The 25198-nt window shown below is 58.7% G+C and carries 19 protein-coding genes; 9 read left to right on the forward strand and 10 right to left on the reverse strand.

The window, feature by feature from the left end:
• Positions 1-97 precede the first annotated feature (97 nt).
• Positions 98-676: a PhnA domain-containing protein gene (locus tag AB5Y67_RS10110; protein ID WP_162506318.1), complete on the reverse strand. Its 579-nt coding sequence runs from the start codon at positions 674-676 to the stop codon at positions 98-100.
• A 183-nt stretch (positions 677-859) separates the two neighbouring features.
• On the opposite strand from AB5Y67_RS10110, the gene AB5Y67_RS10115 reads away from it, so the two are divergent.
• The 3 genes from AB5Y67_RS10115 (at position 860) to AB5Y67_RS10125 (ending at position 5053) form a co-directional block, all read left to right on the forward strand.
• Entirely contained in the window at positions 860-2080 is a 1221-nt protein-coding gene (locus AB5Y67_RS10115) for a methyltransferase (protein ID WP_199428212.1), read from the forward strand.
• 308 nt (positions 2081-2388) lie between these two features.
• A complete protein-coding gene (locus AB5Y67_RS10120; protein ID WP_139411750.1) occupies positions 2389-3852 on the forward strand; it encodes a chitinase in 1464 nt (487 codons plus the stop codon).
• 592 nt (positions 3853-4444) lie between these two features.
• Positions 4445-5053, forward strand: a complete 609-nt coding sequence (locus AB5Y67_RS10125; protein WP_199428558.1) for a histidine phosphatase family protein — start codon at positions 4445-4447, stop codon at positions 5051-5053.
• Positions 5054-5186: 133 nt separating this feature from the next.
• Here the strand turns inward: AB5Y67_RS10125 and AB5Y67_RS10130 are convergent, their stop codons facing one another.
• Both AB5Y67_RS10130 and smrB read right to left on the reverse strand, forming a co-directional pair.
• On the reverse strand, positions 5187-6482 hold the full coding sequence (locus AB5Y67_RS10130; RefSeq protein WP_199415851.1) for a sensor domain-containing diguanylate cyclase: 1296 nt from the start codon (positions 6480-6482) through the stop codon (positions 5187-5189).
• A gap of 57 nt (positions 6483-6539) precedes the next feature.
• Positions 6540-7064 carry an endonuclease SmrB gene (smrB, locus tag AB5Y67_RS10135; protein WP_005333198.1) on the reverse strand — a complete coding sequence of 175 codons (525 nt, stop codon included), beginning with the start codon at positions 7062-7064 and terminating at the stop codon, positions 6540-6542.
• An 82-nt stretch (positions 7065-7146) separates the two neighbouring features.
• Between smrB and prmB the strand changes: the two genes are divergently transcribed.
• Both prmB and aroC read left to right on the forward strand, forming a co-directional pair.
• Positions 7147-8082, forward strand: a complete 936-nt coding sequence (prmB, locus tag AB5Y67_RS10140) for a 50S ribosomal protein L3 N(5)-glutamine methyltransferase (protein WP_005360393.1) — start codon at positions 7147-7149, stop codon at positions 8080-8082.
• A 12-nt stretch (positions 8083-8094) separates the two neighbouring features.
• Entirely contained in the window at positions 8095-9183 is a 1089-nt protein-coding gene (gene aroC, locus AB5Y67_RS10145; protein WP_139494710.1) for a chorismate synthase, read from the forward strand.
• 111 nt (positions 9184-9294) lie between these two features.
• Here the strand turns inward: aroC and AB5Y67_RS10150 are convergent, their stop codons facing one another.
• Positions 9295-10125, reverse strand: coding sequence for an ABC transporter substrate-binding protein (locus tag AB5Y67_RS10150; RefSeq protein ID WP_199415852.1), 831 nt, complete (start codon positions 10123-10125; stop codon positions 9295-9297).
• Positions 10126-10473: 348 nt separating this feature from the next.
• On the opposite strand from AB5Y67_RS10150, the gene AB5Y67_RS10155 reads away from it, so the two are divergent.
• Positions 10474-11874 carry a DEAD/DEAH box helicase gene (locus AB5Y67_RS10155; RefSeq protein ID WP_005333194.1) on the forward strand — a complete coding sequence of 467 codons (1401 nt, stop codon included), beginning with the start codon at positions 10474-10476 and terminating at the stop codon, positions 11872-11874.
• 119 nt (positions 11875-11993) lie between these two features.
• Here AB5Y67_RS10155 and AB5Y67_RS10160 read toward each other — a convergent pair whose 3' ends face one another.
• The 5 genes from AB5Y67_RS10160 to cra all read right to left on the reverse strand — a co-directional run bounded on the left by AB5Y67_RS10160 (position 11994) and on the right by cra (position 16909).
• The gene (locus tag AB5Y67_RS10160) at positions 11994-12644 is read right to left on the reverse strand and encodes a hypothetical protein (RefSeq protein WP_150389131.1); all 651 of its coding nucleotides are present in this window, start codon (positions 12642-12644) and stop codon (positions 11994-11996) included.
• A gap of 116 nt (positions 12645-12760) precedes the next feature.
• Positions 12761-13147, reverse strand: coding sequence for an MAPEG family protein (locus AB5Y67_RS10165; protein ID WP_150389130.1), 387 nt, complete (start codon positions 13145-13147; stop codon positions 12761-12763).
• Positions 13148-13365: 218 nt separating this feature from the next.
• Positions 13366-13923, reverse strand: coding sequence for a hypothetical protein (locus tag AB5Y67_RS10170; RefSeq protein WP_058057663.1), 558 nt, complete (start codon positions 13921-13923; stop codon positions 13366-13368).
• Positions 13924-14176: 253 nt separating this feature from the next.
• Positions 14177-15370, reverse strand: a complete 1194-nt coding sequence (locus tag AB5Y67_RS10175) for an aromatic amino acid transport family protein (protein ID WP_325793777.1) — start codon at positions 15368-15370, stop codon at positions 14177-14179.
• Between the two features lie 552 nt (positions 15371-15922).
• Entirely contained in the window at positions 15923-16909 is a 987-nt protein-coding gene (gene cra / locus AB5Y67_RS10180) for a catabolite repressor/activator (RefSeq protein ID WP_325793776.1), read from the reverse strand.
• Between the two features lie 296 nt (positions 16910-17205).
• Between cra and fruB the strand changes: the two genes are divergently transcribed.
• From fruB to fruA, 3 genes are read left to right on the forward strand one after another with little or no spacing between them, the layout of a single operon-like run.
• Positions 17206-18306 carry a fused PTS fructose transporter subunit IIA/HPr protein gene (gene fruB, locus AB5Y67_RS10185; RefSeq protein WP_181224128.1) on the forward strand — a complete coding sequence of 367 codons (1101 nt, stop codon included), beginning with the start codon at positions 17206-17208 and terminating at the stop codon, positions 18304-18306.
• Entirely contained in the window at positions 18306-19295 is a 990-nt protein-coding gene (gene pfkB / locus AB5Y67_RS10190) for a 1-phosphofructokinase (protein ID WP_325793775.1), read from the forward strand. The genes fruB and pfkB overlap by 1 nt, the downstream gene beginning before the upstream one ends.
• A complete protein-coding gene (fruA, locus tag AB5Y67_RS10195) occupies positions 19292-21016 on the forward strand; it encodes a PTS fructose transporter subunit IIBC (protein ID WP_199428562.1) in 1725 nt (574 codons plus the stop codon). The genes pfkB and fruA overlap by 4 nt, the downstream gene beginning before the upstream one ends.
• A gap of 727 nt (positions 21017-21743) precedes the next feature.
• Here the strand turns inward: fruA and rne are convergent.
• Positions 21744-24836 (reverse strand): ribonuclease E, encoded by a 3093-nt coding sequence (gene rne / locus AB5Y67_RS10200; protein ID WP_199428500.1) that lies wholly within the window; start codon positions 24834-24836, stop codon positions 21744-21746.
• Positions 24837-25198 lie beyond the last annotated feature (362 nt).

Consider the following 25198-nt stretch of genomic DNA (forward strand, 5'->3'; position numbering starts at 1 on the left):
GTTTGCGGCAAGCGGGTATAAAAAAGGATGGCGTGACGCCATCCTTTTTCGTCGTACTTGTGCTCTGGCAGTAGACAGCCGAGCAATCGCCCTTGGCTTAGGCCTTTTTCAGGTAGGCGGCAACCAGTACGATCTGCACGCCGTTGACTTTGCCTTCGATATGAAGCGGGTTGTTGGTCAGACGGATGCCCTTGACCAGGGTGCCGCGCTTGGCGGTGAAACCGGCGCCTTTCACGTCCAGATCCTTGATCAGGGTGACTGAGTCGCCCTCTTGCAGCACGGCGCCGTTGGAGTCAACGGTCGGTACGCTGTCGTCATCTTCGTCAGCAATACCAGCTTCAGCCCAGGCCTTGGCTTCGTCTTCCATGTACATCATGTCCAGCAGATCCTGAGCCCACACTTCACCCTTGCCGGAGAGTGCTTTCAGCTGACGCCATGCCATCACCTGCACCGCAGGCACCTGGCTCCACATGCTGTCGCTCAGGCAACGCCAGTGGTTGACCACCAGAGTATCCGGTTGTTCCAGCTGACCACGGCAGGTGTCACAGATAGCAACGCTGTGATCATCGTCGTTGGCGGGGGAGTGAGGCACCACGAAGGCGGTCAGCGCCTGCTCGGCGCTGCACAGTTCACACTTGGCGCCCGCGCGCGCTTGCAGAATGGCGTTGATGGTCATGTTGTTGGTCCCATAGATAGTGTAAAGCGTCCCGCGTTGGGCGGGGCGCGTGAAAGAGGGGGCGGAATATAGCATAAAACCCCGCACTTTGTCAGGTCTGCCCTGGGTCGCAGGGTCGGCGGTGCTGTTGCGCGGCGCTGATCGTTTGGTATTGAGAGTGCAATTTGAAGCGGGATCGCTAGAATGAGCCTCCTTTTTGACTGCAAGGCAGGGGCATTCGTGCTGGCTCAACGTTTTCAACAACTGGATCGACTGCTCACCTGCTACCGACGCTGGTGGCAATATCAGCCATATCATCATCTGACCATGGCCTTTGCCGATGAGGCGCCCGAACTGGCGGCGTTGCTCAATGGGCTGACGCTCGGCCAGTTGGCAGAGCTCGATGCGGATATGGATGCACTCAGCAGTCTTCTTGCCCCCTGGATTGCCGAGGGCGCCGAGCTGCAGCAACTCAGCCAGCTTGCCCCGTTTACCCCTGAGCCCATCACTTGCAGCAAGGAGATGGCGCTGCATATGCCGGGGCGCAAGCAGGCCCAGATCGAGTCGTTCACCGCCTGTCTGCCGGCCCATCAGGGCCCCTATCTGGAGTGGTGTGCCGGCAAGGGGCATCTTGGGCGGCTGGTGTCACTTCATCGACAGGCTCCGATCCTCAGTCTGGAGTTGCAAGGGCAGCTTTGTGACGAAGGTCGGCTGCTGGCCGAGCGGGATGGCGCCAATATGACCTTTACCTGCGCCGATGCCTTTGCCCCCGAGTCGGCGGTGCTGATCGCCCCCGAACATCATGCCATGGCACTCCATGCCTGCGGCGAGCTGCACACACATCTGCTGGAGCGGGTGGCCGAGCGCGGTGCCCGCGGAGTGACCATCTCTCCCTGTTGTTACCACCTGATCCGCAGCAGCCACTATCGCCCGCTGTCGGCCGCGGCCAATGCCAGCGAGCTGGTGTTGAGCAAGGCGGATCTCAAGTTGCCGCTACAGGAGACGGTGACTGGCGGTGCGCGGATCGCCCGCCTGCGTGAGCAGGAAGTGGTGTGGCGGCTCGGGTTTGACTGCCTGCAGCGTCAGGTGCGCGGTGTGGATGAGTATCTGCCGGTGCCCAATATGCAAAAGAGCCTGTTGACCGGCACGTTTGAGGCATTCTGCGTTTGGGCTGCTGAACGCAAAGGGATTGTGCTGCCCGCCGGGCTGGACTACCCCGCCTGGTTGGAACACGGGGAGCGCCGCTTTGGTGATGTCGCCCGCATGGAACTGGTGCGCCACCTGTTTCGCCGTCCCCTCGAGATCTGGCTGGCGCTGGATCGCGCGCTCTTTTTGCAAGAGCAGGGCTATCGGGTCGAAGTGGGGGAGTTCTGTGCCAAACCCATGACCCCGCGCAATATCCTGATCCGTGCCGTGCGTGCCTGACATCCGGCTATTTTGAGCATTTTTCTTGAACATTGATGATGGCTGACAGGTTGAGCCTGCCAGCCATTTTTTTTCATCACGAACAATGACCGTATGGCTGGTCACCTGGCCGTCTCAACTGTTCTAAAAATGGGCGACAGATCACGCTCTGGTGTTTTCGTTTGGGTTCCTTTTCTTTGTTTCAGCTGCACTGAACATCACAAGGTGAAATGGCTCACAAATTCTGCTTATTTCTTAATTCTCATCGTGAATTTAGTTGTTGAAACACCTACTCTTGGAACGCATTAATTCAAACAAGGACGATAAACATGTTCAAACCCAAGCGTTGTGCCTGGCTGATCGCTGCCGCCTGCGCATTGCCAAGCTATGCCGCAATGAGTGCAGCCATGAATATTCAACCCGACCCGCAAAATGCGGGAGGATATGTGATTGCGGCCCCGGATCTGGCCGCCATGGAAAAAGCCAAGACGGCTAATCCCATGTATGCAATATGGGCCAAGGCATTGGCGACCCGATCCAATAAAATAGTCGATGCCATTGAACCGGGTCTGGCAAGCAATCCTGACAACGTAAAACGGGTTGAACGAGTATTTCCCCAATCTGAATGGGAATATTTAACCCAGATGGCAGCGCCGGAATATACTTATGTCCGCTTCTTGCGAGCCATCGGTAAATTCCCTGCGTTCTGTGGTGAGTATACTGACGGGCGTGATTCTGATGCGATCTGTAAAAAATCCATTGTGACGGCCTTTGCGCACTTCTCTCAGGAGACCGGTGGCCATATTGCCAAGGAGAACGTCTCCGATAACCCGCTGGGGTTGGAGGAGTGGCAGCAGGCGCTGGTGCATGTGCGGGAGATGGGCTGGTCAGAGGGACAGACCGGCTACACCACAGGCTGCGGCCAGAACGACTGGCAGAACAAGAAGTGGCCATGCAGCACGGGTCAGGGGTACTTCGGCCGCGGCGCCAAGCAGCTTTCTTACCACTTTAACTACGGCGCCTTCTCCGAGGCGATGTTTGATGGCGATGCCTCCGTGCTGCTCAACAACCCGGGTCTGGTGGCGGACTCCTGGCTTAACCTCGCTTCTGCCATCTGGTTTTTCCTCACCCCGCAGGCCCCGAAACCGGCCATGCTACACGTGATTGATCGTACCTGGGTACCCTCCAAACGGGAAGCTGACGCCGGTATCGGCTATGGCTTCGGTACCACCATCAACGTCATCAACGGCGGTATCGAGTGTGGTGAACAGAACAAGGACAAGGGGCAGCCTGTCAATCGCATCCGCTACTGGGAAGGGCTGGCCAACCACTACCAGATCCCGATCAAGGCGGATGAGAAGAACACCTGCTGGCAGCAGACTCCCTATGGCAGCCTCAATCTCAACGGTGCTACCGACGTGCTCTACACCAACTGGGATGGCAACTGGAAGTACTATCCGGATCGCCCGGGCGGTTACTCCTTCGAGTGCGAGCTGGTGGGCTTTCAGACCGCTTATTCTGCGCTGGTGCCGGGTGATTACGAGAAGTGCGTGACCAACTTCTACGGCTCCCACGCCAACTGGCCGAAAGTGCGGATCGTCGCCAAGCTCGATCCCGCCCCGGTCGATCCGGTTGACCCGCCGGTTGATGGTCAGCCTGCCTGGGATGCCAGCAAGGTCTATACCGCTGGCAGCAAGGTGAGCTACAAGGGCGCCGTCTATCAGGCAAAATGGTGGACGCAAGGGGATGATCCCGCCAAAGGTGGCCCCTGGGCGTTGGTGACGACCCAATAAAGAGACAGTCCATCCATTGATAAGGAGAGGGGGCTCAGCCCCCTTTTAATATATTTTTTGCGCAGGGGGCAATATGTGCAGCGATTAAAAAAAGAACCGTCAATCTGGAGGGGGAACTGTATTTGTCAGCCAGCTTTTCTTTTCCATTTAAAGTGACGTAAACGATCCATATTAAATTTTATTGATGGCTGGATTTAATGTTTTAACCTTGCTACGCAGCAATATTAAAAAGCGTTGAGTGATGTTTTGCTAAACGATGGGTTCGCAGAGCACACCCATGATGCCATCCTTCTCGTATTTATGATGAGTGTGTCTATTCTTCCCATCTATCAATGCATGGTATCACCTTGGCGACATTTATTTCACAGAGAGAAAAATGAACATATTGGATGTAAAAGTCGTATGTATCTATTTGTTTACGGATGAGAGTATGTAGTTCGGCGGATGTTTTATACTGCGAGCGAGGTAATCTTGCTCGATTTAAAATAGTTGTTAAGGTGCGCAGATGAATGGGGATTGTCGTCTCGTTATCCGAATGGGAAGTCGTATGCGGTTTAATCACTAAGCAGATAGCAGGAAAGAGGAGTGCACCATGGAACTGGTGGTGATCCGCCATGGCGAGACGCAAGCCAATGCGGAAGGACGGTATCAGGGTGCACTGGATATCGGGCTTAATGAGAGTGGCCAGAGGCACATTGCCCGATTGGCTGACGAGGTAGCGGCCACTCAGGCCCCGTTCGATCGGCTGCTGGCGTCCCCTCTGCTGCGAACAAGGGAGAGTGCTGCCATCTTGTCTCGCCAGTTGGGATTGCCTGTGGAGCTTGTGTCAGCCTTTCGTGAGAGGGATGTCGGCCTGTTTGAAGGGCTGACGCAGGCAGAAGCAAGGGATCGCTATCCCGAACTGTGGGCGCGCAATATCACCCGGCGCTGGGCTGAAGCTCCTCCCGGTGGTGAAACCATTGATGAGGTGATTGCCCGGGTCTCACTGGGACTCACGGAACTTGCTTCGACCATGCAAGGGGAGCGGATATTGCTGGTGGCGCACGGTGTGGTCGCCAAGGTGATCCGCGCCGTAACGATTGCCGGTTTTGATGACTTCTTCGAATGGCAATTGCCCAACGGCGGCATGCTGTCGGTGAGGCTATCTCAGGCTGATGGCGGCCCACTGCGCTTTAGCCGTCCTCTTGATGGTGGTGATTGAAAAGTGCACCAAAGGCAGAACGAAAAAAGCAGTGCTACTGAAGAGAGTCGCGCTGCTTTATTGTGTTCGCTGCGGTTGGTTATCTCTGCAGGCACAGGTTAGCAGTGTCACCAGAGGGCAGGGGCGCGCGCCATCAGGTCGGCTCCGGTTCCTCTTTGCGGCAGCAGTTGCGTCCCTGTTTCTTGGCCAGATAGAGGGCGGTGTCGGCTCGTCTAACCATCTTCTCTACAGTGTCATGGCTGCCCTTGCTGGCACTGATACCGATACTGATGGTGAGGGAGATCTCAAGAGCCCCGTCCAGTGCATGGTGCTGGGATTCGATGGCTAGCCTGATCCGCTCGGCGCTGGCCCAGGCGAGCTCGAGGGAGGTTTCCGGCAGCAGCACGATAAACTCTTCGCCACCCCAGCGACCCAGCATGTCCACCTCACGCAGCTGTTTGCTGATCCGTTTCACCAGACTCAGGATCGCCAAATCTCCCTGTTGATGGCCAAAGGTATCGTTTACTTCCTTGAAGTGGTCGATATCGATCAGCAGCAGGCTCATGGTATGGCCGAAACGCTGGCAGCGCTGCATCTCGGCGTTGACCAGCTCGTTGAAGCGGCGCCGGTTGGCAATGCCGGTGAGGGGATCCGTGGTAGCCGCGACCTTCAACTCCTCCACCAGTCGGGCTCGCTCCGAGATATCCCGCAAGATGGCGGTCATCTCGGTGGTCGGGCCCAAATTGATCTTGGCGATGGTCACCTCCAGCGGAAATTCGCTGCCGTCTCGGCGCAGACCCATCACCGAGGCGCGAGCATGCATTGGGCGCGAATTGATGGGGGAGCTGCTGAAGGCTTTGAAATAGGTTTCGTGATTGGCGCGAAAACGCTGGGGAAGCAGGGTTTCCAGCCGCTTGCCGAGATAGCTCTCGTCGATGCCGAACATCTCGCAAGCGGCGGTATTGATAAGCTCGATGCGCGATTCGCTGCTGACACTGATGATGCCGTCATAGGCGGAGTTGACCACTGCCTCGAAGCGGCGGCGACTGGTGGTGAGCGCCTCTTCCAGCTGCATCTTGGCGGTGATGTCGATGGCGGTGACGATGATCCGGTTGATCCGTGCCTGCTCGGGGATGATTGGGGAGAGAATAAAGCGCCACCAACTCGTGCGCGACAGGCTGTCGATGGGCAGCTCGCTCTCGAGCCCGGTCTGCATGCGCACACATTCGTGCATTGGCGGCTCGATGGTATTGGTGATGTAGCGGGGAAACATCTCGCTCAACTGTTTGCCAATGCTGCCAAGGACATCCAGCTCGAACGCCTTGGCAAAGGTATCGTTGGCAGAGACCAGCACAAAGTGATCATCCTTGTCGAGGCTGAACACCGCCACGGCAGCGCCGATGGCGTCGAGAGATGACTTTATGTCGGCATGGGAACCCTGTGTAAACATGCGACCTCCACGGCGAATAACATATTGATATTCAGTATAGTGTGGTCGTTTGGCTAACTACTCTTCGATATCCAGCAAGACCAGAATGGCGCTGTCGCCGCCCCATTCGCGGGGGGCCTGATGGAAGGCGCGCACATTGGGGTGCTGGGCTAGCCAGCTGGGAATGCGCTGCTTGAGAATATGTTTGCCGATGCCGTGCATCACCGAGGCGACGTGAATGTTCTCTTTTTGGCAGAGGGTGAGCAGGGCCGCCAGCTCCTGTTTTGCCTGCTGCTGGTTCATGCCGTGCAGATCCAGGTAGATCTCCGGCGGATAAATCCCCCGCTTGAGCTTTTTCAGCTCAAATTTTGACACATCTTCCCGCACGTAACGGGTCGGCCCATCATCGTCGAGATGGGGCTGATACTCATCGCTGAAATAGTGGTCAACCCCAAGCTTTTCGCGGGTTTCGCGCAATTCGCGTTTCTGCTTGACCGGGCGTAACTCGGCCCTTATGGTATCTTGCTTGATTTTCCGGGTACCTTTTATCGCATCGCGGAACAGCAGGGTTTCCTCGTCTGTCGGTGAGGGCGTTTTTTTCATCAGATGCTCATGTATTAGGTATGCGTCTTGCCCGCAACGTAAACGGGGCTCGGGCCGGATATTACTCGACTTGGAGGTGGATTTGGACAAGATATTTATCGATGAGGTGGTTGCCGAGATGCACACCATCCAGGACATGTTGCGTTGGGCCATGAGTCGTTTCAACGACGCCGGGATTTTTTACGGTCATGGAACCGACAACGCCTGGGATGAAGCTGTGCAGCTGGTACTGCCCGCGTTACATCTGCCACCGGATGTAGACCCGGCCATGCGCCACTCCCGTCTCACCAGCAGCGAGCGTCACCGTATCGCCGAGCTGATTATCCGCCGCGTACAGGAGCGGGTACCGGCCGCCTATCTGACCAACAAGGCCTGGTATGCCGGTTGGGAGTTCTACGTGGACGAGCGGGTGCTCATTCCCCGTTCCCCCATTGCCGAGATGGTGGCCAACCGTTTCGCGCCCTTCCTCAAACATGAACCGACCCGGATCATGGACCTGTGCACCGGCTCCGGCTGTATCGCCATCATCATGGCCCACGAGTTCCCGGAAGCGGAAGTGGATGCCATCGACATCAGCATCGATGCGCTGAACGTGGCCGAGCGCAATATCAACGATCACGGGCTGGAGCAGCAGGTCATTCCGATCCGCTCCGATCTGTTCCGCGATCTGCCGGCGGGCGACAAGTACGATCTCATCGTCTCCAATCCGCCCTATGTGGACTCCGAAGATATGTCGGATCTGCCGGACGAGTTCCGTCACGAGCCCGAGCTGGCGCTGGCGTCCGGCTCCGATGGTCTCAAGCTGACCAAGCGTTTGCTGGCCCATGCGGCAGATTTCCTCAAGGATAACGGCGTGCTGGTGGTCGAAGTGGGCAACAGCATGATCCATCTGGAAGCCCAGTTCCCCGAGATCCCCTTTACCTGGGTTGAATTCGAAAACGGCGGCCACGGCGTCTTTGTGATGACCCGTGACGAGCTGGTGCAGTATCAGGATCATTTCGCCATCTACAAGAACTAAGCAGGAGCGCGCATGGCAGGGAACAGTTTTGGTCAACTCTTTCGGGTCACCACCTTTGGCGAGAGTCACGGCCTGGCGCTGGGCGCCGTGGTTGATGGCTGCCCGCCTGGGCTGGAGATAAGCGAAGCGGATCTGCAGGGGGATCTGGATCGGCGCAAGCCGGGCACTTCCCGCTACACCACGCCGCGCCGCGAGCCGGACGAGGTGAAGATCCTCTCCGGGGTGTTCGAGGGCAAGACCACCGGCACCTCCATCGGGCTGCTCATCGAGAATACCGATCAGCGCTCCAAGGATTACTCCGACATCAAGGATCTGTTCCGCCCGGGCCATGCTGACTACACCTACCACCAGAAGTATGGTCAGCGGGACTATCGCGGCGGTGGTCGCTCCTCGGCACGCGAGACCGCGATGCGGGTAGCGGCGGGGGCGATCGCCAAGAAGTACCTGAAACAGGTGCACGGCATCGAGATCACCGGTTTTCTCTCCCAGCTCGGCCCCATCAAGGCCGAGGCGTTTGACGCGGCGCAGATTGAGCAGAATCCCTTCTTCTTCCCCGATGCGGGCAAGTTGGAAGAGCTCGATCAATACATGCGTGACCTGAAAAAAGAGGGCAACAGTATCGGTGCCAAGGTGCAGGTCATTGCGCGCAATGTGCCGGTGGGTCTCGGTGAGCCGGTATTTGATCGCCTCGACGCCGACATTGCCCACGCCATGATGGGCATCAATGCGGTGAAAGGGGTGGAGATCGGTGACGGCTTCGCCGTGGTGGAGCAAAAAGGTTCCGAGCATCGCGACGAGATGACCCCGGCGGGCTTTGCCAGCAACCATGCGGGCGGCATTCTGGGCGGCATTTCGTCGGGTCAGGATATTGTGGTGAGCATGGCGCTCAAACCGACTTCCAGCATCACTGTGCCGGGCAAGACCATCAATACCGAAGGCGAGGCAATCGAGATGATCACCAAGGGTCGTCACGATCCTTGTGTCGGCATTCGCGCCGTGCCCATCGCCGAAGCCATGCTGGCGCTGGTATTGATGGATCACCTGCTGCGCCATCGTGCCCAGAATCAGGGGGTGTTGACCCAGACGCCGCAGCTGCGCTGATCGCTTTTGCTGCTTATCGACTGATCACCATCAGTCAGGAGATCAAGTTCGACAATACCAAAAAGGCGACCTTCGGGTCGCCTTTGCTATTTCAGGTGGCGGCTTATCCCGTCAATGCTTGCGGAGGGTGCGGGTCAACAGATCCGCGGCGCCCGGATCGGCATTGAGGCGACACCTTGGGGGCGAGAACTTGTTGTGGGGTTTGGGCAAGGCATGAATGGCCTCGTTGACTTTGAGGATCTGTTCTTCGCTCACGCTGTTTTTGGCAAACATCAAGCTGACCGGCTGGTGGTGTAGCAACAGTTGGCAGCTGATAAACTCTTCGGCCCCCAGCTGGGCCAGCCGGTAGCGAGCATATTGCCACTCCATGATGATGCCATCGAGGCGGCGAGCCAGCAGCAGATCGATCATCCGCTCATCGGCGTTGTATTCGGTCGCCATTTTAAGCGCCGGGCAGCTATCCATCTGATGCATGGGGCGAGTGCCGCGCAACTTGCCTATCTTGAGCCCTTTCTCGTTGCACAACGCGGGCAGATTATCGAGCTGCGCCCAGCGATCCTGATGGCCGGGAATCGGGTCATTGCTCAGCAGCACATAGGCACTCTGGCGGTAGGGGGTCGAGAAGCGGGCATAGCTCTGGCGCTCCGGCAGAGGGAGGGCAGCCATCGCCACATCCAGCTGATCGTGTTCTACCAGATGCAGTGCCCGCGCCCAGGGAAGCTCGCGAAACTTGGGGGCAAAGCCCGCCTGGGTGAGGATCTGGCGGGTCAGGCTGACATCCAGCCCATCCAGCTCACCCCGGTTGTTGATTTGGCTGAAGGGGGGCCAGTGACTCCAGGCCACGGTCAGGGTCTGACTGGCCTGCAGCATAGGGCTTAGCAGCAGAAGCAGCAGGCCAATCCTTGCCTGCCAGCTGCCGCGGGGACGATATGGCGTGGTCATAGCTAAACCTCGTTATTGTGTTCTTCTATCCCGTGCTTTTGCCCCGCGAGTCATGCCTGCGAGGGCTGATATTGTGTTGCCAGTTAATAGTGTGGTGCGTGTTACATCAATCAACGGGATTATTCGGGGGGCAGGAGGGGGATTTTCTGTTCGTGCTGGGAGGAACATCACATTTTTCTCGTTTATCCCGGGCAACTCCGTTAGACTGCGCCTCTATTCTTTCCCCTTTGCTCTGCTCCCCGGGGAAATCGTTGTTTTCTCAATAGGCCCAGATCTTGTGAGATGGCATCGGCTCAGCAGAGGAGCCCCACCACAAATCCCCGGCGCCCCTATCTCTAGCAGGTAACTATGAGTTTTACTTCCCTCGGTCTGGCCGAACCCTTGTTGCGTGCCGTTGCCGAACAAGGCTACGACACCCCGTCTCCCATTCAGCAGCAAGCGATCCCTGCCGTTCTGGCTGGCCGCGATCTGATGGCGGCGGCCCAAACAGGGACCGGCAAGACCGCAGGCTTTACCCTGCCGATGCTGCAACGTCTGATGGAGAGCAAGCGCAAGGTTTCTCCGAACCGCATTCGTGCGCTGGTGCTGACCCCGACTCGCGAGCTGGCCGCCCAAGTGGGCGAGAGCGTGCGTAACTACGGCAAACACCTGCCGATGCGCAGCCACGTCGTGTTCGGCGGCGTCAGCATCAATCCGCAGATGATGGCGACTCGCCGTGGTCTGGACGTGCTGGTGGCCTGTCCCGGCCGCCTGATGGATCTTTACAACCAGAACGCCGTCAAGTTCGACGAAGTGGAGATCCTGGTACTGGACGAAGCGGACCGCATGCTCGACATGGGCTTTATCCGCGACATCCGCCGCATCCTGGCCCTGATGCCGAAGAAGCGCCAGAACCTGCTCTTCTCCGCCACCTTCGCCGACGAGATCCGCGAACTGGCCACCGGTCTGCTGGATAACCCGGCGGTGATCGAAGTCGCCCCGCGCAACAGCACTGCCGAGCGTATCGAGCAGCTGGTGCATCCGTGCGACAAGGCCAACAAGATCGCGCTGCTGAGCCATCTGGTCACCAGCAACAACTGGCAGCAGGTACTGGTGTTCACCCGTACCAAGCACATGGCCAACCGCGTTGCCGAAACCCTTGATAAGAACGGCGTCAGCGCCGCCGCCATCCACGGCAACAAGAGCCAGGGTGCCCGTACTCGTGCGCTGGCCGGCTTCAAGGATGGTAGCGTCAAGGTGCTGGTGGCGACCGACATCGCCGCCCGTGGTCTGGACATCGACAAGTTGCCGCAGGTAGTCAACTTCGAGCTGCCGAACGTGGCGGAAGATTACGTTCACCGCATCGGTCGTACCGGCCGTGCCGGTGCTGCCGGTCACGCCATCTCGCTGGTGGCTGCCGATGAAGGCAAGCTTATCAAGGCGATCGAGCGTCTGACCAAGCAGAACATCCCCTGCGAGCAGGTGGCCGGTTTTGAAGCCTCCCGCGAGACCCTCGACAACATCGCCCGTGGTATCGGTGCGCCGCTGCGCAAAGAGCCCCGCGATCCGAGCGAGCAGCGCCGTGCGCCGCGTCCGCAAGGTCAAGGCCAGCGTCAAGGTGCCGGTCGTTCCGCCTCCAATGGCAATGCGGGTGGTGCACGTACCGGTAACGGTGGCAAGCCCAAGCCGCAAGGTGGTCAGCGTCCGGCTGATGGCGCTGGCAAACCGGCTCAGGCCCGTCGTCCACGTCGCTCTACTCACAACCAGTAAGCGGCTCGGGAGTTTGACTCCCCAGCTATGCGGTTGACTGAAAAAGCCCTGCCAATCTGGCAGGGCTTTTTGTTTTTTCAGCCATACAATCGGCTCTGTGTGGTGCAGCGAGAGCAACGCTAGATGGCGGAGAGGTACTGCTTTTGCATCGCCAGCCAGCGGCCGTTATTGATAAACGCCAGCTGTACCTTGAGCAGGGCTGCAATTTCCGCCCGGTGCTTTTTATCGAGATAGAGAAAGACCTGCTCTTTGGTGATCTTCTGCCAGGGGGACGCCAGTGCAGGTTGAGAGGCAGGGCGCATCTTGATGAGCCAGTCCACTTTGCCTCGATGCAGTTGGGCAAGCCCTTGCTTCTCATCGTTCAACCAGATGACCTGATAGTTGCCGAGGAAGCGTTCGCACCACTGGATGCCGCGCAGGCAGCCAATCACGGTACCCTCGGTAGGGGGCCAGCTCGGGTTATCCCTTGGCTGACCATAAATCGCCGCCTCCGAGATGGGGGCACCGATCTGCAGCAAGTGGGGATAGGTCTGATCAAAGCCCTTGATCCTGGCCATATCGCCATCGACGGCATGGTCTGCCTCAATCAACTTTTCGCAGCGGGCATAAGTGCAGGGGATCAACTGAAAGTCGATGCCGGCTCGGCCAAACCAGTCATGAATAAAAGGGCGCAATATCGCAGTGTGTTCGACCGCAGCCGCCAGCTTTAGCGGGGTTGCGTGGGCAACGGGAGTCAGCCCGACAAGCAGTAACCAGCCAATCCACTTCATATCGCACTCCTGAATCGGGCTTGTTTAAGCAGCACTGTTGCGACTATCTGTGCAGTGAAGAATAGCCGATAGGGATGGCTGCCAGACCGTTTCGCCAGCTATTCGTGACGGCCGGGTCAGGGGAGCAGCGCCGTGATCAGGATATGGGCCGCGCTCACCAGGATCACAGTGAAGGTCAGCCCCATTCCCGCCACCCGATAACGGAAGTTCTCCGGCGTGCGGCTCATGCCAAATGCATGGCAGAGGCGGCCAAGCAGCAAGGCAATCCCCAGCAAATGAACCAGCCAGGGGGCATGGCTGCCGGTTTCAACGAAATAGATGAGCAGCAGGGCGAGGGGGACATACTCGGCAAAGTTGGCGTGTACCCGCATGGCGCGCAACATGGCGGGGTCATCCCCATGCCCCAGCGCCACCTTGCGGCTATGGCGGGTGCGAATGGTTCGAATGCTCAGCAACACAAACAGCAGGGCGAGCAGGGCCGCGTAAACAGGCAGTATGGTCATGGTATCTGGCTCCTTGTGTGATGATATCGAGTAGCTGGTGTTGAGACGCGATATTGCTCGGCATCTCAATGGCTTGCCTTGAGGGTAGCAGCAAACTGCTTTAGCACGACCGTCATCCACTCACTTGCCATCTGCCAAGCGCAGGCGCAAAACAAACAGCCCTGCCGAGGTGGCAGGGCTGTATTTTGACCGTGTTGATGGTGGGCTGCGCCCCGTCATTACCCCTCGTAAGGGAGGGAGGAGTGGTGCAGCACGATACGCACCTTGCCATCATCCCCCTTCTTGAAACCCCAGGTCTTGTCGACTGTAGTTTCTTTGTTGTCGCGATCTACCAGATGCACCTTGCCCATGGTCAGCGCCATGTCGCCGTTGATATAGACGGCGGCATTGTCATAGCGATAGCTCTGCCAGTTTTTCAGGGCGAACCCTTTGTCGGTGGGGTAGGCGCTGTTGTTGCCGACAAAGTAGGCCAGCGCCCCCTCGCGGTTGGTGCGAAAGGTCTGCTCGCCACCGGCCAGGGTGGGTTTGAACAGCACCGGCCCCTGCTGGTAGCCATAAGCACTATCGAGCACCGACTCGGCGGTCGCCTTGGCGCGCTCAATCCCACCGGCGCGATAGTCATCGCTGATCTTGATGAGCGCCGCGCCCCAACCATCCTGCGCGGCCTTGATCTCCGCCTCGGTAATATTGTTGTTGGCGATTTCGGCGGCGCTAAGTGCGCCGCTGGCGGCAAGCAGGACGAGGGCAAGGGTGCTCTTCTTGAGGTGCAACATCATTGTTTTCAAACTCCTGAACGCGATAAACGAGCGGGCAGTGTAGCGAAGGGGCATGAACGGTTTTTGAACTGATTATTCAGGGTTGGGTAGTAAAAAGGTCGGTATATAGCTGAAGGTTTGGGTGTTTGTTTGGTAAGGGGCGTTCTCTTAGTTAATGGCGGATGCCTGTATCCAACTTGATTTCTTTTCCAACAAAAAGCCCCGCCAAGTTAATTGGTGGGGCTTGGCTATTTGGGGCATTCAGTATCGGGGATTACAGCGCTGGCAGCATTCCAAGGCTGACGCTGATCTGTACGCCAACAATCAGCACGCCCATGGCGGCGGCCACTCCCAGCGCCACCACGCCACCCGGGGCGCGGTAGTGATGGGCAGGCGCCTGTTTGCGGCTCTGCCATACCAGCGCCACCGGCAGCAGTACCGCGAGGATCGCCAGCGCAATGGCAGCGTAGCCGAGCGCCATGATAAAGCCCTGCGGGAAGTAGAGGGCAAACAGCAATGGCGGCACGAAGGTGATAAGGCCAGTCTGGCTGCGGCCCTGCCAGTTGTCCTTGCGGCGGGTTGCTTTGGCCATAAAGTCGAACAGCCCCAGCGCCACCCCGAGGAAGGAGGTGGCGAGCGCCAGATCGGCAAACAGGTGCATCGCCTGATTAAATGCAGGCCAGCTCACCAGCTTGCCGACGTTGGCCAGCAGGCTGTCCAGCGCGCCACCGGTTTGCAGCAGGGCTTGCTGGCCGAGCAGACCCAGGATCGCTACCTGCCACAGCACGTAGAGGATCAGCGGCAGGGCTGAGCCCCAGACAAAGACACGGCGCAACTGCTTGGGGCAGTCACCGAGGTAGAGCATCACACTCGGAATGGAGCCGTGAAAGCCGAACGAGGTGAAGATGACCGGCAGGCCCGCCAGCAACAGGCCCTGACCCAGCGGCATCGAGAGCAGATGCTGCCCTTCGGTGCGGGGTAGCAGCAACGCCAGCACCACCACCATGATCACCAGTTTGACGGTGAACATCAGCCGGTTGAGGTAATCCACCGAGCGGGTGCCGACACAGACCATGCCGCCAAACAGCAGGGTAAAGGCCCATGCCGCCTGCTCCTGGGTCAGGGTCATGCCCGCATCGGCCAGCGCCTGTGCCAGCAGGCTGCTGCCGCCGCTGATGTAGGCGGAGGCCAGCGAGTAGAACAGCATCAGGATACAGAAGGAGGCGATGCGCTTGCCCCAGGGGCCGAGCAGATGATCCGCCAGCTGGTGCAGGTACCACTTGCCGGTGTTGAGGCTTGCCTCTACTTGCAGCATGGCGGTGAAGGCCATCAGGGCCCAGAGGCCGACCATCAACATCAGGGTGGCGGGGCCGCCGAGGGAGGAGGAGGCCAGCGGCAGGGCCAGCATGCCGGCACCTATGGTGGTGCCGGCAATCAACAGGGTACAACCCAGGGTTTTGGTATTCATGTTATCCATCCGAACGTAGCGGTGTCAGTGCAAACAGGCGATGTCAGCAGTGACGTCAACAAGAGGGGCCGATTGGCGTTATCAGAAGGAGCCTCCGGTGATAGGGCCGGAGGCTAGCAATATCGGAACGAGAACATCTGTACCTAAAACCTGTCAGTTGTAAAAGATGGTTGCCACGTTAGCGGATCAAAATAGCGGAAACAACCCCTTTTATACGGATCTTGTGCTGGCTTGTGGCAACAAGTGGAAATAAATGATGACAGCAGTAGCTAATTGCAGAAAAAAGCACCGAAAAAATGACTGGCAGGGGGCTCATTTATACAGACCAGCCAAGTGGCAACAGTACGGATAAGGGAGCGAGGAGGGGGGCGTTGAGTTGTGCGGCGAACAGGGTGCGGAGGCCGGTTGTTTAGTCGGCCAGGCGGTAGAGAAAGTAAAGCGGGCGGGTAGGGTTGTGGGGGAAAACGATAAGGCTGCCGATGCTGGCAGCCTTATTGTCATCTGTTCGCTTTACCCACCCATTGACAGCAAATCGGGTCTGCAGCGGTCAGGTTAGCGACGGCGCTTGAGGGTGCGGCTCACATAGTGCAGCCCGCTCTGGTAGTCGCCGTTCACCGCCTTGAGCGCTAGCTCCAGCGCCTGGCTCGCCAGGGCATCGTGCTGCTGGGGCAGGGAGTTGATGCCAAAGGGGAGAAAGTCAAGCAGCCGATCGTCCCCGAAGGTGGCCATGGCGAGCTGGCTCATATCGATCTCTTGCTCCAACAGGTAGTCGAGTACCCCCTCCATCAGGATATAGGAGGTAGTGATTAGCGCTTCGGGCAGTTGACCCAGCTGATGGTGCAGATCTTTGATCAGGCGATACCCCTCGGTGCGCGAGAAGTGATCCCCCTCGCACAGGTGGCGAGCCGCGCTGTGACTGGCGACCGCCTGCTCGAAACCGGCTTTGCGCTCCTGACTGATCGTGAGTGCCGGCAGCGCGGTGATCAAGGCGATATGGCGCAGAGTCGGGGTGAGCAGGGAGCTGGTGAGATCAAAGCTCGCTTTCTCGTTTTCACTGGCGACGGTGACGAACTTGTCGGCTGCCATCGCCCGGTCGATGGCGAGGATTTGGCTGCCTTGCGCCTGCAATTTGCCGTAGAAGGGGTCGTCTGGCGGCAGGCAACTGGCCACCAGCAGGGCGTCCACATGGCGGCTCACCAGCATCTGGGCCAGCTCTTTTTCTGTGGCGGGCTCATCTTCCGAGCAGACGATGAGCAGCTGATAGCCCTGCGCCCGGGCCCCCTGTTCCAGCCGTTTGGCCAGCTTGGCGTAACTGGCGTTCTCAAGGTCGGGCAGGATAAAGCCCAGAGTCTTGGTCTGGCCGCCGCGCAGGGAGGCGGCGCGGCTGTCCGGCTGGTAGTTATGGGCGGTGACCACGGCCATCACCTTGTCGCGGGTGGCCTGGCTGATGCGGTATTGGTCGGCCTTGCCATTGATCACATAGCTTGCCGTGGTGCGCGAGACACCGGCGAGGGCGGCGATTTCATCCAGTTTCATCATATTGGCTCTGTTTGAGTTGCAAGGCCCACGGTCACTGCCGGGTGAGGGCACCGAAAAGTGTGCGCGGGATCATATCATTGAAAAGCACTCTTTGTGGGTACTTGATCAATTCGCTGAAACGATTCAGTCTGAGTGTAAGTGAAACGATTCAGCCTGTCAGCAGCGAAGAGACCCAGTGGCCTGAAAATCGGGCCCCGATCACAGTGAACCGTGTTCGGGTCTATTGTCAGCTGGCGAGTTACCCGAATGTTCAATTGTGACGTACCGGCGTGGCCGGAACCTGATGGAGAGTCTCTATGTTGAAGTTGGCGCGAGAGCAGATCTTGCTGGGGCAGTCGGTGGCGACCAAGTCGGATGCCATTGCCCTGCTGGCAGGCAAACTGACCGAAGCCGGTCTGGTGGAAGCGGGCTATGTGGATGGGATGCTGGCCCGTGAAGCGCAGCATGCCACCTATCTTGGCAGCGGCATCGCCATTCCCCACGGCACCACCGATACCCGTCATCTGGTGAAGAGCACCGGCGTCATGGTGGCCCAGTTCCCCAATGGTATCGAGTGGGACGAGGGGCAGATCGCCTATGTCGCCATCGGTATCGCCGCCAAGTCCGACGAGCATCTGGGCATTTTGCGCCAGCTCACCCATGTGCTGGGTGATGAGCAGGCGGCAGCCCAGCTCAAAGAGGCCACCGACGCCGACACCATCATCAACATCCTGACTGGCGCCACTGCCGCCAAAGAGGTGCAATACCTGACCCTGGCTGACTTCCCGGCCGATGATCGCGACCAGCTGTTGCTGGGGGCTGCCGCCCGCGCCAAGTCTGCGGGCTGGGGCGATGCCGCCATGGTGAGCGCGCTGCTGGCAAGCGAACCTGCCTATCTGGGCGAGGGCGTCTGGCTCGCCCGGGCGCAAGCGGTCCAGACTGGCTGGGTGCTGGCAACGCCCAGCAGCGAAATTCGCGCAGGGGAGCTGCCGGTCAGCGCCATGCTGCTACTGTGCGCCGCAGATAGCGGCCATCTGCCGCAGCTGGAGAATCTGGCCAAACTGGCGGCTGCTGGTCAGCTGGCGACGCTGGCGGGCAATGACGCTCTGGCCATGCTGCAAGCTGGTCCTGCGAGTGGTCTTTCCGAAACCTTCACCATCATCAACCCCCACGGCCTGCATGCCCGACCGGGCGCCATGCTGGTCAAGGTGGCCAAAGAGTTTGCATCTGACATCCGGGTTGCCAATCTGGATGGCAGCGGCGAGGCGGTCTCCGCCAAGAGCCTGATGAAGGTGATCGGCCTTGGCGTCAAGTGCGGTCACCGTCTGGCATTTCGCGCCGAAGGGGCAGATGCCGAAGCCGCCCTCAAGGGGATCGGTGAGGCCATTGCCGCTGGTCTCGGTGAGGGGGCGCATTGATGAAGATTGTCACCATTACTCTCAACCCCGCCCTTGATCTCACTACTCGCCTTGAGGCGATGAGCTTGGGTGAGGTGAATCTGGTGAGCGAGGCCAACCTGCGTGCGGCGGGCAAGGGGATCAACGTCGCCATGGTGCTCAAGGACTTGGGCCGTGAAGTGGGTGTGACCGGCTGGCTGGGCGCTGACAATGAGCGGAGCTTTGTCTCCCTGTTTGCAGAGCGGGCGCTGGGGGATCACTTTGTCCGTGTCGCGGGCAGTACCCGCATCAACGTCAAGATCTCCGAGCAATCCGGTCGGGTCACCGATCTCAACCTGCCGGGGCTCACCATCCAGCAAGGGGAAGTGAGTGCGCTGGAGCAGGCCATCGACCAATTGGCACCTCACACCGAGTGGTTCGTGCTGGCGGGCAGCCAGCCCAAAGGGGTGGCTCCCGATTACTGCGCCCATCTGATCCGCCTGCTCAAGGCCAAGGGCAAGCAGGTGATCTTCGATTGTAGCGGTGCGGCCTTAAGTGAAGGGATCAAGGCGGCGCCGACCCTGGTCAAACCCAATCTGGAGGAGCTGAGCCAGTGGGCGGGCCGCCCCATCAAGACTCTGAGCGAGCAGGCCGAGTGTGCCCGCGCGCTGCAGGCAAGCGGCATCCCCAACGTGGTGATCTCCAACGGCGCCGATGGCCTGATCTGGTTTGCCCCGGATGCCGTCTGGCAAGCCATTCCGCCGCGGATGCAGGTGGTCAGCACGGTCGGTGCTGGCGATTCCCTGGTGGCCGGTCTCGCCCATGGTCTGAGCTTTGGCTGGGCGCCGGAGCAGACCCTGCGGCTGGCCACCGCCGTCTCGGCCTTGGCGGTCAGTCAGGTTGCGGTCGGCTTTGACGATATCAATGTGCTCAACCCCTTACTTGAACAGGTGCGCGTAAAGCGTCTGGATGCGCTGGCACCGGTTCAATGCCATACCCCCTCAATGGAAAACTCAGGAGATGCCCAATGAAAGCAATCTTGGTTACGGCTTGCCCGGCGGGCATTGCCACCAGCTTTCTCGCTGCAAAACGGATAGAACAGCAGGCCAAACTGGCTGGCTGGGAGCTCACCCTCGACGTCGGCTCCAGCGTGCAGCCTCGCCAAGTACCGAGCAAGGAGCAGATTGCCGCCGCTGATCTGGTGCTGGTTGTCGCCAGTGCCCCGGTGGATCTCGCCGCCTATGATGGCAAGCGAGTCTATCAGGGCAGCATGGATCTCGCCCTGCAGGATCCCGCAGCCTTGCTGGAGGCAGCAACCAGCGGTGCCAGCGTCTATCGTCATCAAGCCGCTCCCGCAGCAGCTAAACCCGCCGCCGCTGGCAAGCGCATCGTGGCAGTGACAGCGTGCCCGACTGGCGTTGCCCACACCTTTATGTCGGCAGAAGCGCTGGAGACCATGGCCAAACAGCTGGGTTATCAGATCCGCGTCGAGACCCAAGGCTCGGTCGGTGCCCAGAACGCCCTGACTGCCGAGGAGATTGCATCTGCCGATCTGGTATTCCTCGCCACCGATATCGAAGTGGACATGGCCCGCTTTGACGGTAAGCCGGTCTATCGTACCAGCACGGGCGCGGCATTGAAGAAAACCCGCGCCGAACTCGACAAGGCGTGGAACGAGGCGACACTCTATCGCCACAGCGGTGCCAGCCAGCCCAAGAAAGAGGAAAAAGCCGGCCCCTACAAGCACCTGCTGACCGGCGTCTCCTTTATGCTGCCCATGGTGGTGGCGGGCGGTCTTATTATCGCGCTCTCGTTCGTGTTCGGTATCGAGGCGTTCAAGGTGGAAGGCACGCTGGCCGCGGCTCTGATGAAGATCGGTGGTGGCTCCGCCTTCGCCCTGATGATCCCGGTGCTGGCCGGCTACATTGCCTACTCCATCGCTGACCGTCCGGGTCTCGCTCCCGGCATGATCGGCGGCATGCTGGCAAGCTCGCTGGGCGCCGGTTTCCTTGGCGGTATCGTGGCCGGTTTTCTGGCCGGTTACAGCGCCAAGTACCTGAGCGACAAGGTGCGCCTGCCGGTGACCCTGGAAGCGCTCAAGCCGATCCTGATCATTCCGCTCTTTGCCAGCCTCTTTACCGGTCTGGTGATGATCTATGTGGTGGGTGGCCCGGTGGCCGGCATCATGAATGCCATGACCGAGTTCCTCAACAACATGGGCTCTGCCAACGCCGTGCTGCTGGGTGTCATCATCGGTGCCATGATGTGCTTTGACATGGGCGGCCCGGTCAACAAGGCGGCCTACGCCTTCGGTGTCGGCCTGCTGGCCTCCAAAACCTATGCCCCGATGGCTGCGGTGATGGCCGCCGGTATGGTGCCGGCGCTGGGGATGGGGATCGCGACCTTCCTGGCCCGCACCAAGTTCATCAAGGCGGAGCAGGAAGCGGGTAAAGCCTCCTTCGTACTGGGACTGTGCTTTATCTCCGAGGGGGCCATCCCGTTTGCCGCCAAGGATCCGATGCGCGTCATCCCGGCCTGTATGGTTGGTGGCGCCCTGACCGGCGCGTTCTCCATGCTGTTCGGCTGCGAGCTGATGGCACCCCACGGCGGTCTGTTCGTGCTGTTCATCCCGCACGCCATCAGCAACGTCATGATGTATATCGTGGCGATTGCCGCAGGCTCGCTGCTGACCGGCGTCTCCTACGCCATGCTCAAGCGCGGTGAAGAGCAGGCCAAGCTGGCCACGGCCTGATAGCTCATCCTCGATAACAGAAGATGAACAATGCCGCCCGGTTGCAAAACTGGGCGGCATTTTTATATGCCTTTTAAACAAAATCGTTGAGCAGCGGTGACTTAGGTTTCGCATATCAGGGCCAAATACTTAACTCTATGGGGAAGGGCCGTAACCAATATCCCGTGTATAGATTGTGCTGCCGCTAGGATAGGGGGAGCTGGCTAGTTCTCGGAAAGCAAATTTATATCAACCGACTGTTACCTATATGTGCATCTGTGTAGATGCAACCTGAGTTGATCATCAGTTAAACAAGACCTGAGGCAGGTTTGCTTTATGTCGAACCTCCTCATTTCTGCGAAAGGAGGATTCAGGTCTCGGTACAACCGAATGCCCTGGTTGGCAAGTATGCATTGAACCAGAGGGTTCCATATCAAATGGATCTTGAACCCCACACCAGACCATTGTAGATCGTCATATATACAACTTTTTGTATGCCAACAAACAAGATTTTACACAGACAAACTCAATTCACATCATGCTGAACATAGAAGTAGAAAATGGACTTTCTCTGTTACGTCAAAAAGTAAACACGAGTTAGCGCAGTGTTCAATGATAGAGAGATAACAGACAAAGCGGCTTTGCAGAACATGGGTATTAATGTGTCTGTGAGTGCACAGTGGAAAAGAGAAATAAAAAAGCCACACCGGTTGGTGTGGCTTTTGTTTAGGGGGTCAACCCGGGTTGTTTAGGGGCGACCGGCCGGGCATGTGGCCACGTTGACGGCGGCAGTGCTGCCACCATGACGACCTGATGTGCTCACCTCGTTGCGTACCAGCGGCGGGTAGTTAACCGGCTCACGAGCAGGCAGGGCAGGGGCTTCGGCAGGGGTTGCCATCGGGGCGGATGCTTTGCGGGCACGAGCCAGCAGGCCAGCACCGTGAGCTACCTGTTTGGTCACGACCGGAGTCTCTTCCACCGCAACGGCAGCGACAGGAGCCGGGGCTTCGACAACCGCAACTGGCATTTCGACTGCAGCCGGTACAGCTTCCACGACAGGGGGGCTGACAGCAGGGGCTTCTTCAACAACCGGAGCGGTTTCAACCACGGTAGCGGCAGTCTCGTCTACAGCGGGAGCGGCGACAACGGCAACTTCCGGCTCTGCTGCAACCACGACTTTTGCGACAGCTGCAACAACCGGGCTAGCGATCACATCGGCTTGAGTTGCTTCGACCTGGGCAGCAGCCTGCTCGGCAGCTTCTTCAGCAACGACTTCGACAACCACATGCTCGGTCAGTGCCGCAGAGGCTTGCAGGGCTGCAGCGACGGCTTCAGCGCTCGGGATGGTAACAACAGGCACTACCGGCTCTTCAACCTGCGCTTTGGCAATATCTGCCTGGGCTGCGGTGGTCAGAGTGGTGGAATCTTGCTGTTCTTCGTCACGCTGGCTGCGGGCATCTTCATTGATGCGCTTGCGGCGCTGACCTTCGATACGCTGGCTGCGCGGAGTGCGGCGTGAACGGCGCTGGCCTTCACTCTGCTCTTCCTGCTCGTTACCCACGGTAGCATCGATCACTTCAGCTTGCGCTGGTACTTCGTCAACCGGCAGGGCAGGGGTGTCAGCAGCGGCGACATCGACGCGGATCTGCTTGCGCAGTTGGCGACGTTCGCGGCGCTCTGCTACTTTCTGCTCTTTTTCCTGACGTGGCTGGGCGGCAGTTGCATCAACGGCGTCTACCGCTTCAACAACGACTTCGGCGCGCGGCTCACGGGGTGCTCGAGGTTCACGGGCTGGACGTGGTGCACGTTCCTGGCGCGGTTCGCGAGGCTCGCGTTCCTGACGGGATTCACGTTCCATGCGCTGTTCGCTACGTACCTCACCACGGGCTTCACGCTCCTGACGAGGCTCGCGCTCTTTGCGGGGACGGCGATTGCGGTTTTCACCGGCTTCGCGGTTGCCACCTTCACGCTTCTCGCCAGCTTCTGCATTGTTGCGGTTGCCACGATTGTCGTCACGACGAGGACGCTGACCACGGCCACGACCTTCTTCGCGCTGGTGACGTTGACCTTCATCCTTGCGTGCTTCACGAGCAGCAGGTTTCTCGGTGGGCGCTTTCACGTCGGCAGGGGCTGCATCGCTGCTGAACAGGCCGGTAATGCCTTTGATCAGCTTGCTGAAGAAGCCGACTTCGGCAGGGGCCGCAACAACGGGAGCCGCCGGCTGTTGCGGTGCAACAGGGGCCGGTTGTGCCGGTTGGGCAAAACCTTGCAGCAGCGGTTGCTCACGCTCGATCACCTGAGCTTGCTTCGGTTGGTAGACCGGCTTGGCAATCTCGGTTTTCAGCTCGTAGCTGGCCGCTTCCGGGATCTCGTTCTGACGAATGCGGGTTACTTCGTAGTGCGGGGTTTCCAGATGCTGGTTCGGAATGATGTAAACACGCACATCATTGCGCTGTTCCAGACTGGCGATGGCGGCACGCTTCTCGTTAAGCAGATAGGCGGCAACATCCACCGGCACCTGGCCGTGAACCTGCTCGGTGTTGTCCTTCATGGCCTCTTCTTCGATGAGACGCAGGATGGACAAGGCGAGAGATTCGTTGTCACGGATCACACCCTGACCCTGGCAACGGGGGCAGATATGGCTGCTGGATTCGTTGAGCGAGGGGCGCAGACGCTGGCGAGACATCTCCAGCAGACCGAAACGGGAGATCCGGCCCAGCTGGATGCGGGCACGATCCTGATGAACCGCTTCACGCAGACGGTTTTCCACTTCGCGCTGATGGCGAACCGGGGTCATGTCGATGAAGTCGATTACGATCAGGCCACCCAGATCGCGCAGACGCAATTGACGGGCAATTTCGTCGGCCGCTTCCAGGTTGGTTTGCAGCGCCGTCTCTTCGATATCGCCGCCCTTGGTGGCGCGGGAGGAGTTGATATCGATGGAGGTCAGGGCTTCGGTCGGATCGATAACGATGCTGCCACCGGAGGGGAGGCGCACTTCACGCTGGAAGGCTGATTCAATCTGGCTCTCAATCTGGAAGTGGTTGAACAGGGCTACTTCACCCTTGTACAGCTTCACACGGTTGAGGAAATCGGGACGTACCAGCTCGATATGGGCCTTGGCGCGTTCAAAAATCACCGGATTGTCGATCAGGATCTCGCCCACATCGCGACGCAGATAGTCACGGATGGCACGCACGATGACGTTGCTTTCCTGGTGGATCAGCACCGGCGCAGCGCGCTCCTGGGAGGCTTTGTGGATGGAGTCCCAGTGATTAAGCAGGACGTTCAGATCCCACTCCAGCTCTTCCGGAGACTTGCCCACACCGGCGGTGCGCACGATCAGGCCCATGCCTTCCGGCACGGTCAATCCGCTCAGAGCTTCTTTCAGTTCGGTCCGCTCATCACCCTCGATGCGGCGGGAGATACCACCTGCACGGGGGTTGTTGGGCATCAGTACCAGGTAGCTACCTGCCAGGCTGATAAAGGTGGTGAGGGCTGCACCCTTGGTGCCACGCTCTTCCTTGTCGATCTGGACGATAACTTCCTGACCTTCGCGGACCACTTCTTTGATGTTGGGACGACCCTGATAGGAGTAACCGGAGGGGAAGTAATTGCGGGCGATCTCCTTCAACGGCAGGAAACCGTGGCGCTCGGCGCCGTAGTCAACAAAAGCAGCTTCAAGGCTGGGTTCTACGCGGGTGATCTTACCCTTGTAAATGTTCGCTTTCTTCTGCTCGTGTCCCGGACTTTCAATATCCAAATCGTAGAGCTGTTGTCCGTCAACCAGCGCTACGCGCAACTCCTCTTCTTGAGTTGCGTTGATAAGCATTCTTTTCATTGAGTTCTCATTATTGTGTCATTTTGATTTCCTCCATCTGGGTCCTGCCAGCGCCGGCCTCGGGTCTTCAGCATACTGGGGCAACCTCCCGGTTGGGGTATGCATGAGGCGCAAACTAAGGGCGTTCTGGTCATCACTTCTCGAGAAGGAATGAATAAGGATGCCGAAATGGAGACAAATAAACGGTGATGTTTGTGTTCTCCATGCGTTGTACCTCGCACCCGGGAACCGTTATGTTCTTGTATACACGGTGTTTCGGGATTGGGTGGCATACTTTTTGGCCACTTAGTACAAGGCTTGAACACAATGACAAAACCTTGTTTATTATCCCATTTAAACCTCTTTTATAGCAAGGCGCCATT

Origin of the sequence: Aeromonas sp. s12 (genome assembly GCF_040907925.1) — a bacterium.
Lineage (GTDB): Bacteria > Pseudomonadota > Gammaproteobacteria > Enterobacterales > Aeromonadaceae > Aeromonas > Aeromonas veronii.

Bases quoted from the DNA above. Each gene is read 5' to 3' on its own strand.
- AB5Y67_RS10110 (WP_162506318.1), bottom strand. From the start codon at position 676: ATGACCATCAACGCCATTCTGCAAGCGCGCGCGGGCGCCAAGTGTGAA.
- AB5Y67_RS10115 (WP_199428212.1), top strand. From the start codon at position 860: ATGAGCCTCCTTTTTGACTGCAAGGCAGGGGCATTCGTGCTGGCTCAA.
- AB5Y67_RS10120 (WP_139411750.1), top strand. From the start codon at position 2,389: ATGTTCAAACCCAAGCGTTGTGCCTGGCTGATCGCTGCCGCCTGCGCA.
- AB5Y67_RS10125 (WP_199428558.1), top strand. From the start codon at position 4,445: ATGGAACTGGTGGTGATCCGCCATGGCGAGACGCAAGCCAATGCGGAA.
- AB5Y67_RS10130 (WP_199415851.1), bottom strand. From the start codon at position 6,482: ATGTTTACACAGGGTTCCCATGCCGACATAAAGTCATCTCTCGACGCC.
- smrB (WP_005333198.1), bottom strand. From the start codon at position 7,064: ATGAAAAAAACGCCCTCACCGACAGACGAGGAAACCCTGCTGTTCCGC.
- aroC (WP_139494710.1), top strand. From the start codon at position 8,095: ATGGCAGGGAACAGTTTTGGTCAACTCTTTCGGGTCACCACCTTTGGC.
- AB5Y67_RS10150 (WP_199415852.1), bottom strand. From the start codon at position 10,125: ATGACCACGCCATATCGTCCCCGCGGCAGCTGGCAGGCAAGGATTGGC.
- AB5Y67_RS10155 (WP_005333194.1), top strand. From the start codon at position 10,474: ATGAGTTTTACTTCCCTCGGTCTGGCCGAACCCTTGTTGCGTGCCGTT.
- AB5Y67_RS10160 (WP_150389131.1), bottom strand. From the start codon at position 12,644: ATGAAGTGGATTGGCTGGTTACTGCTTGTCGGGCTGACTCCCGTTGCC.
- AB5Y67_RS10165 (WP_150389130.1), bottom strand. From the start codon at position 13,147: ATGACCATACTGCCTGTTTACGCGGCCCTGCTCGCCCTGCTGTTTGTG.
- AB5Y67_RS10170 (WP_058057663.1), bottom strand. From the start codon at position 13,923: ATGATGTTGCACCTCAAGAAGAGCACCCTTGCCCTCGTCCTGCTTGCC.
- AB5Y67_RS10175 (WP_325793777.1), bottom strand. From the start codon at position 15,370: ATGAATACCAAAACCCTGGGTTGTACCCTGTTGATTGCCGGCACCACC.
- cra (WP_325793776.1), bottom strand. From the start codon at position 16,909: ATGATGAAACTGGATGAAATCGCCGCCCTCGCCGGTGTCTCGCGCACC.
- fruB (WP_181224128.1), top strand. From the start codon at position 17,206: ATGTTGAAGTTGGCGCGAGAGCAGATCTTGCTGGGGCAGTCGGTGGCG.
- pfkB (WP_325793775.1), top strand. From the start codon at position 18,306: ATGAAGATTGTCACCATTACTCTCAACCCCGCCCTTGATCTCACTACT.
- fruA (WP_199428562.1), top strand. From the start codon at position 19,292: ATGAAAGCAATCTTGGTTACGGCTTGCCCGGCGGGCATTGCCACCAGC.
- rne (WP_199428500.1), bottom strand. From the start codon at position 24,836: ATGAAAAGAATGCTTATCAACGCAACTCAAGAAGAGGAGTTGCGCGTA.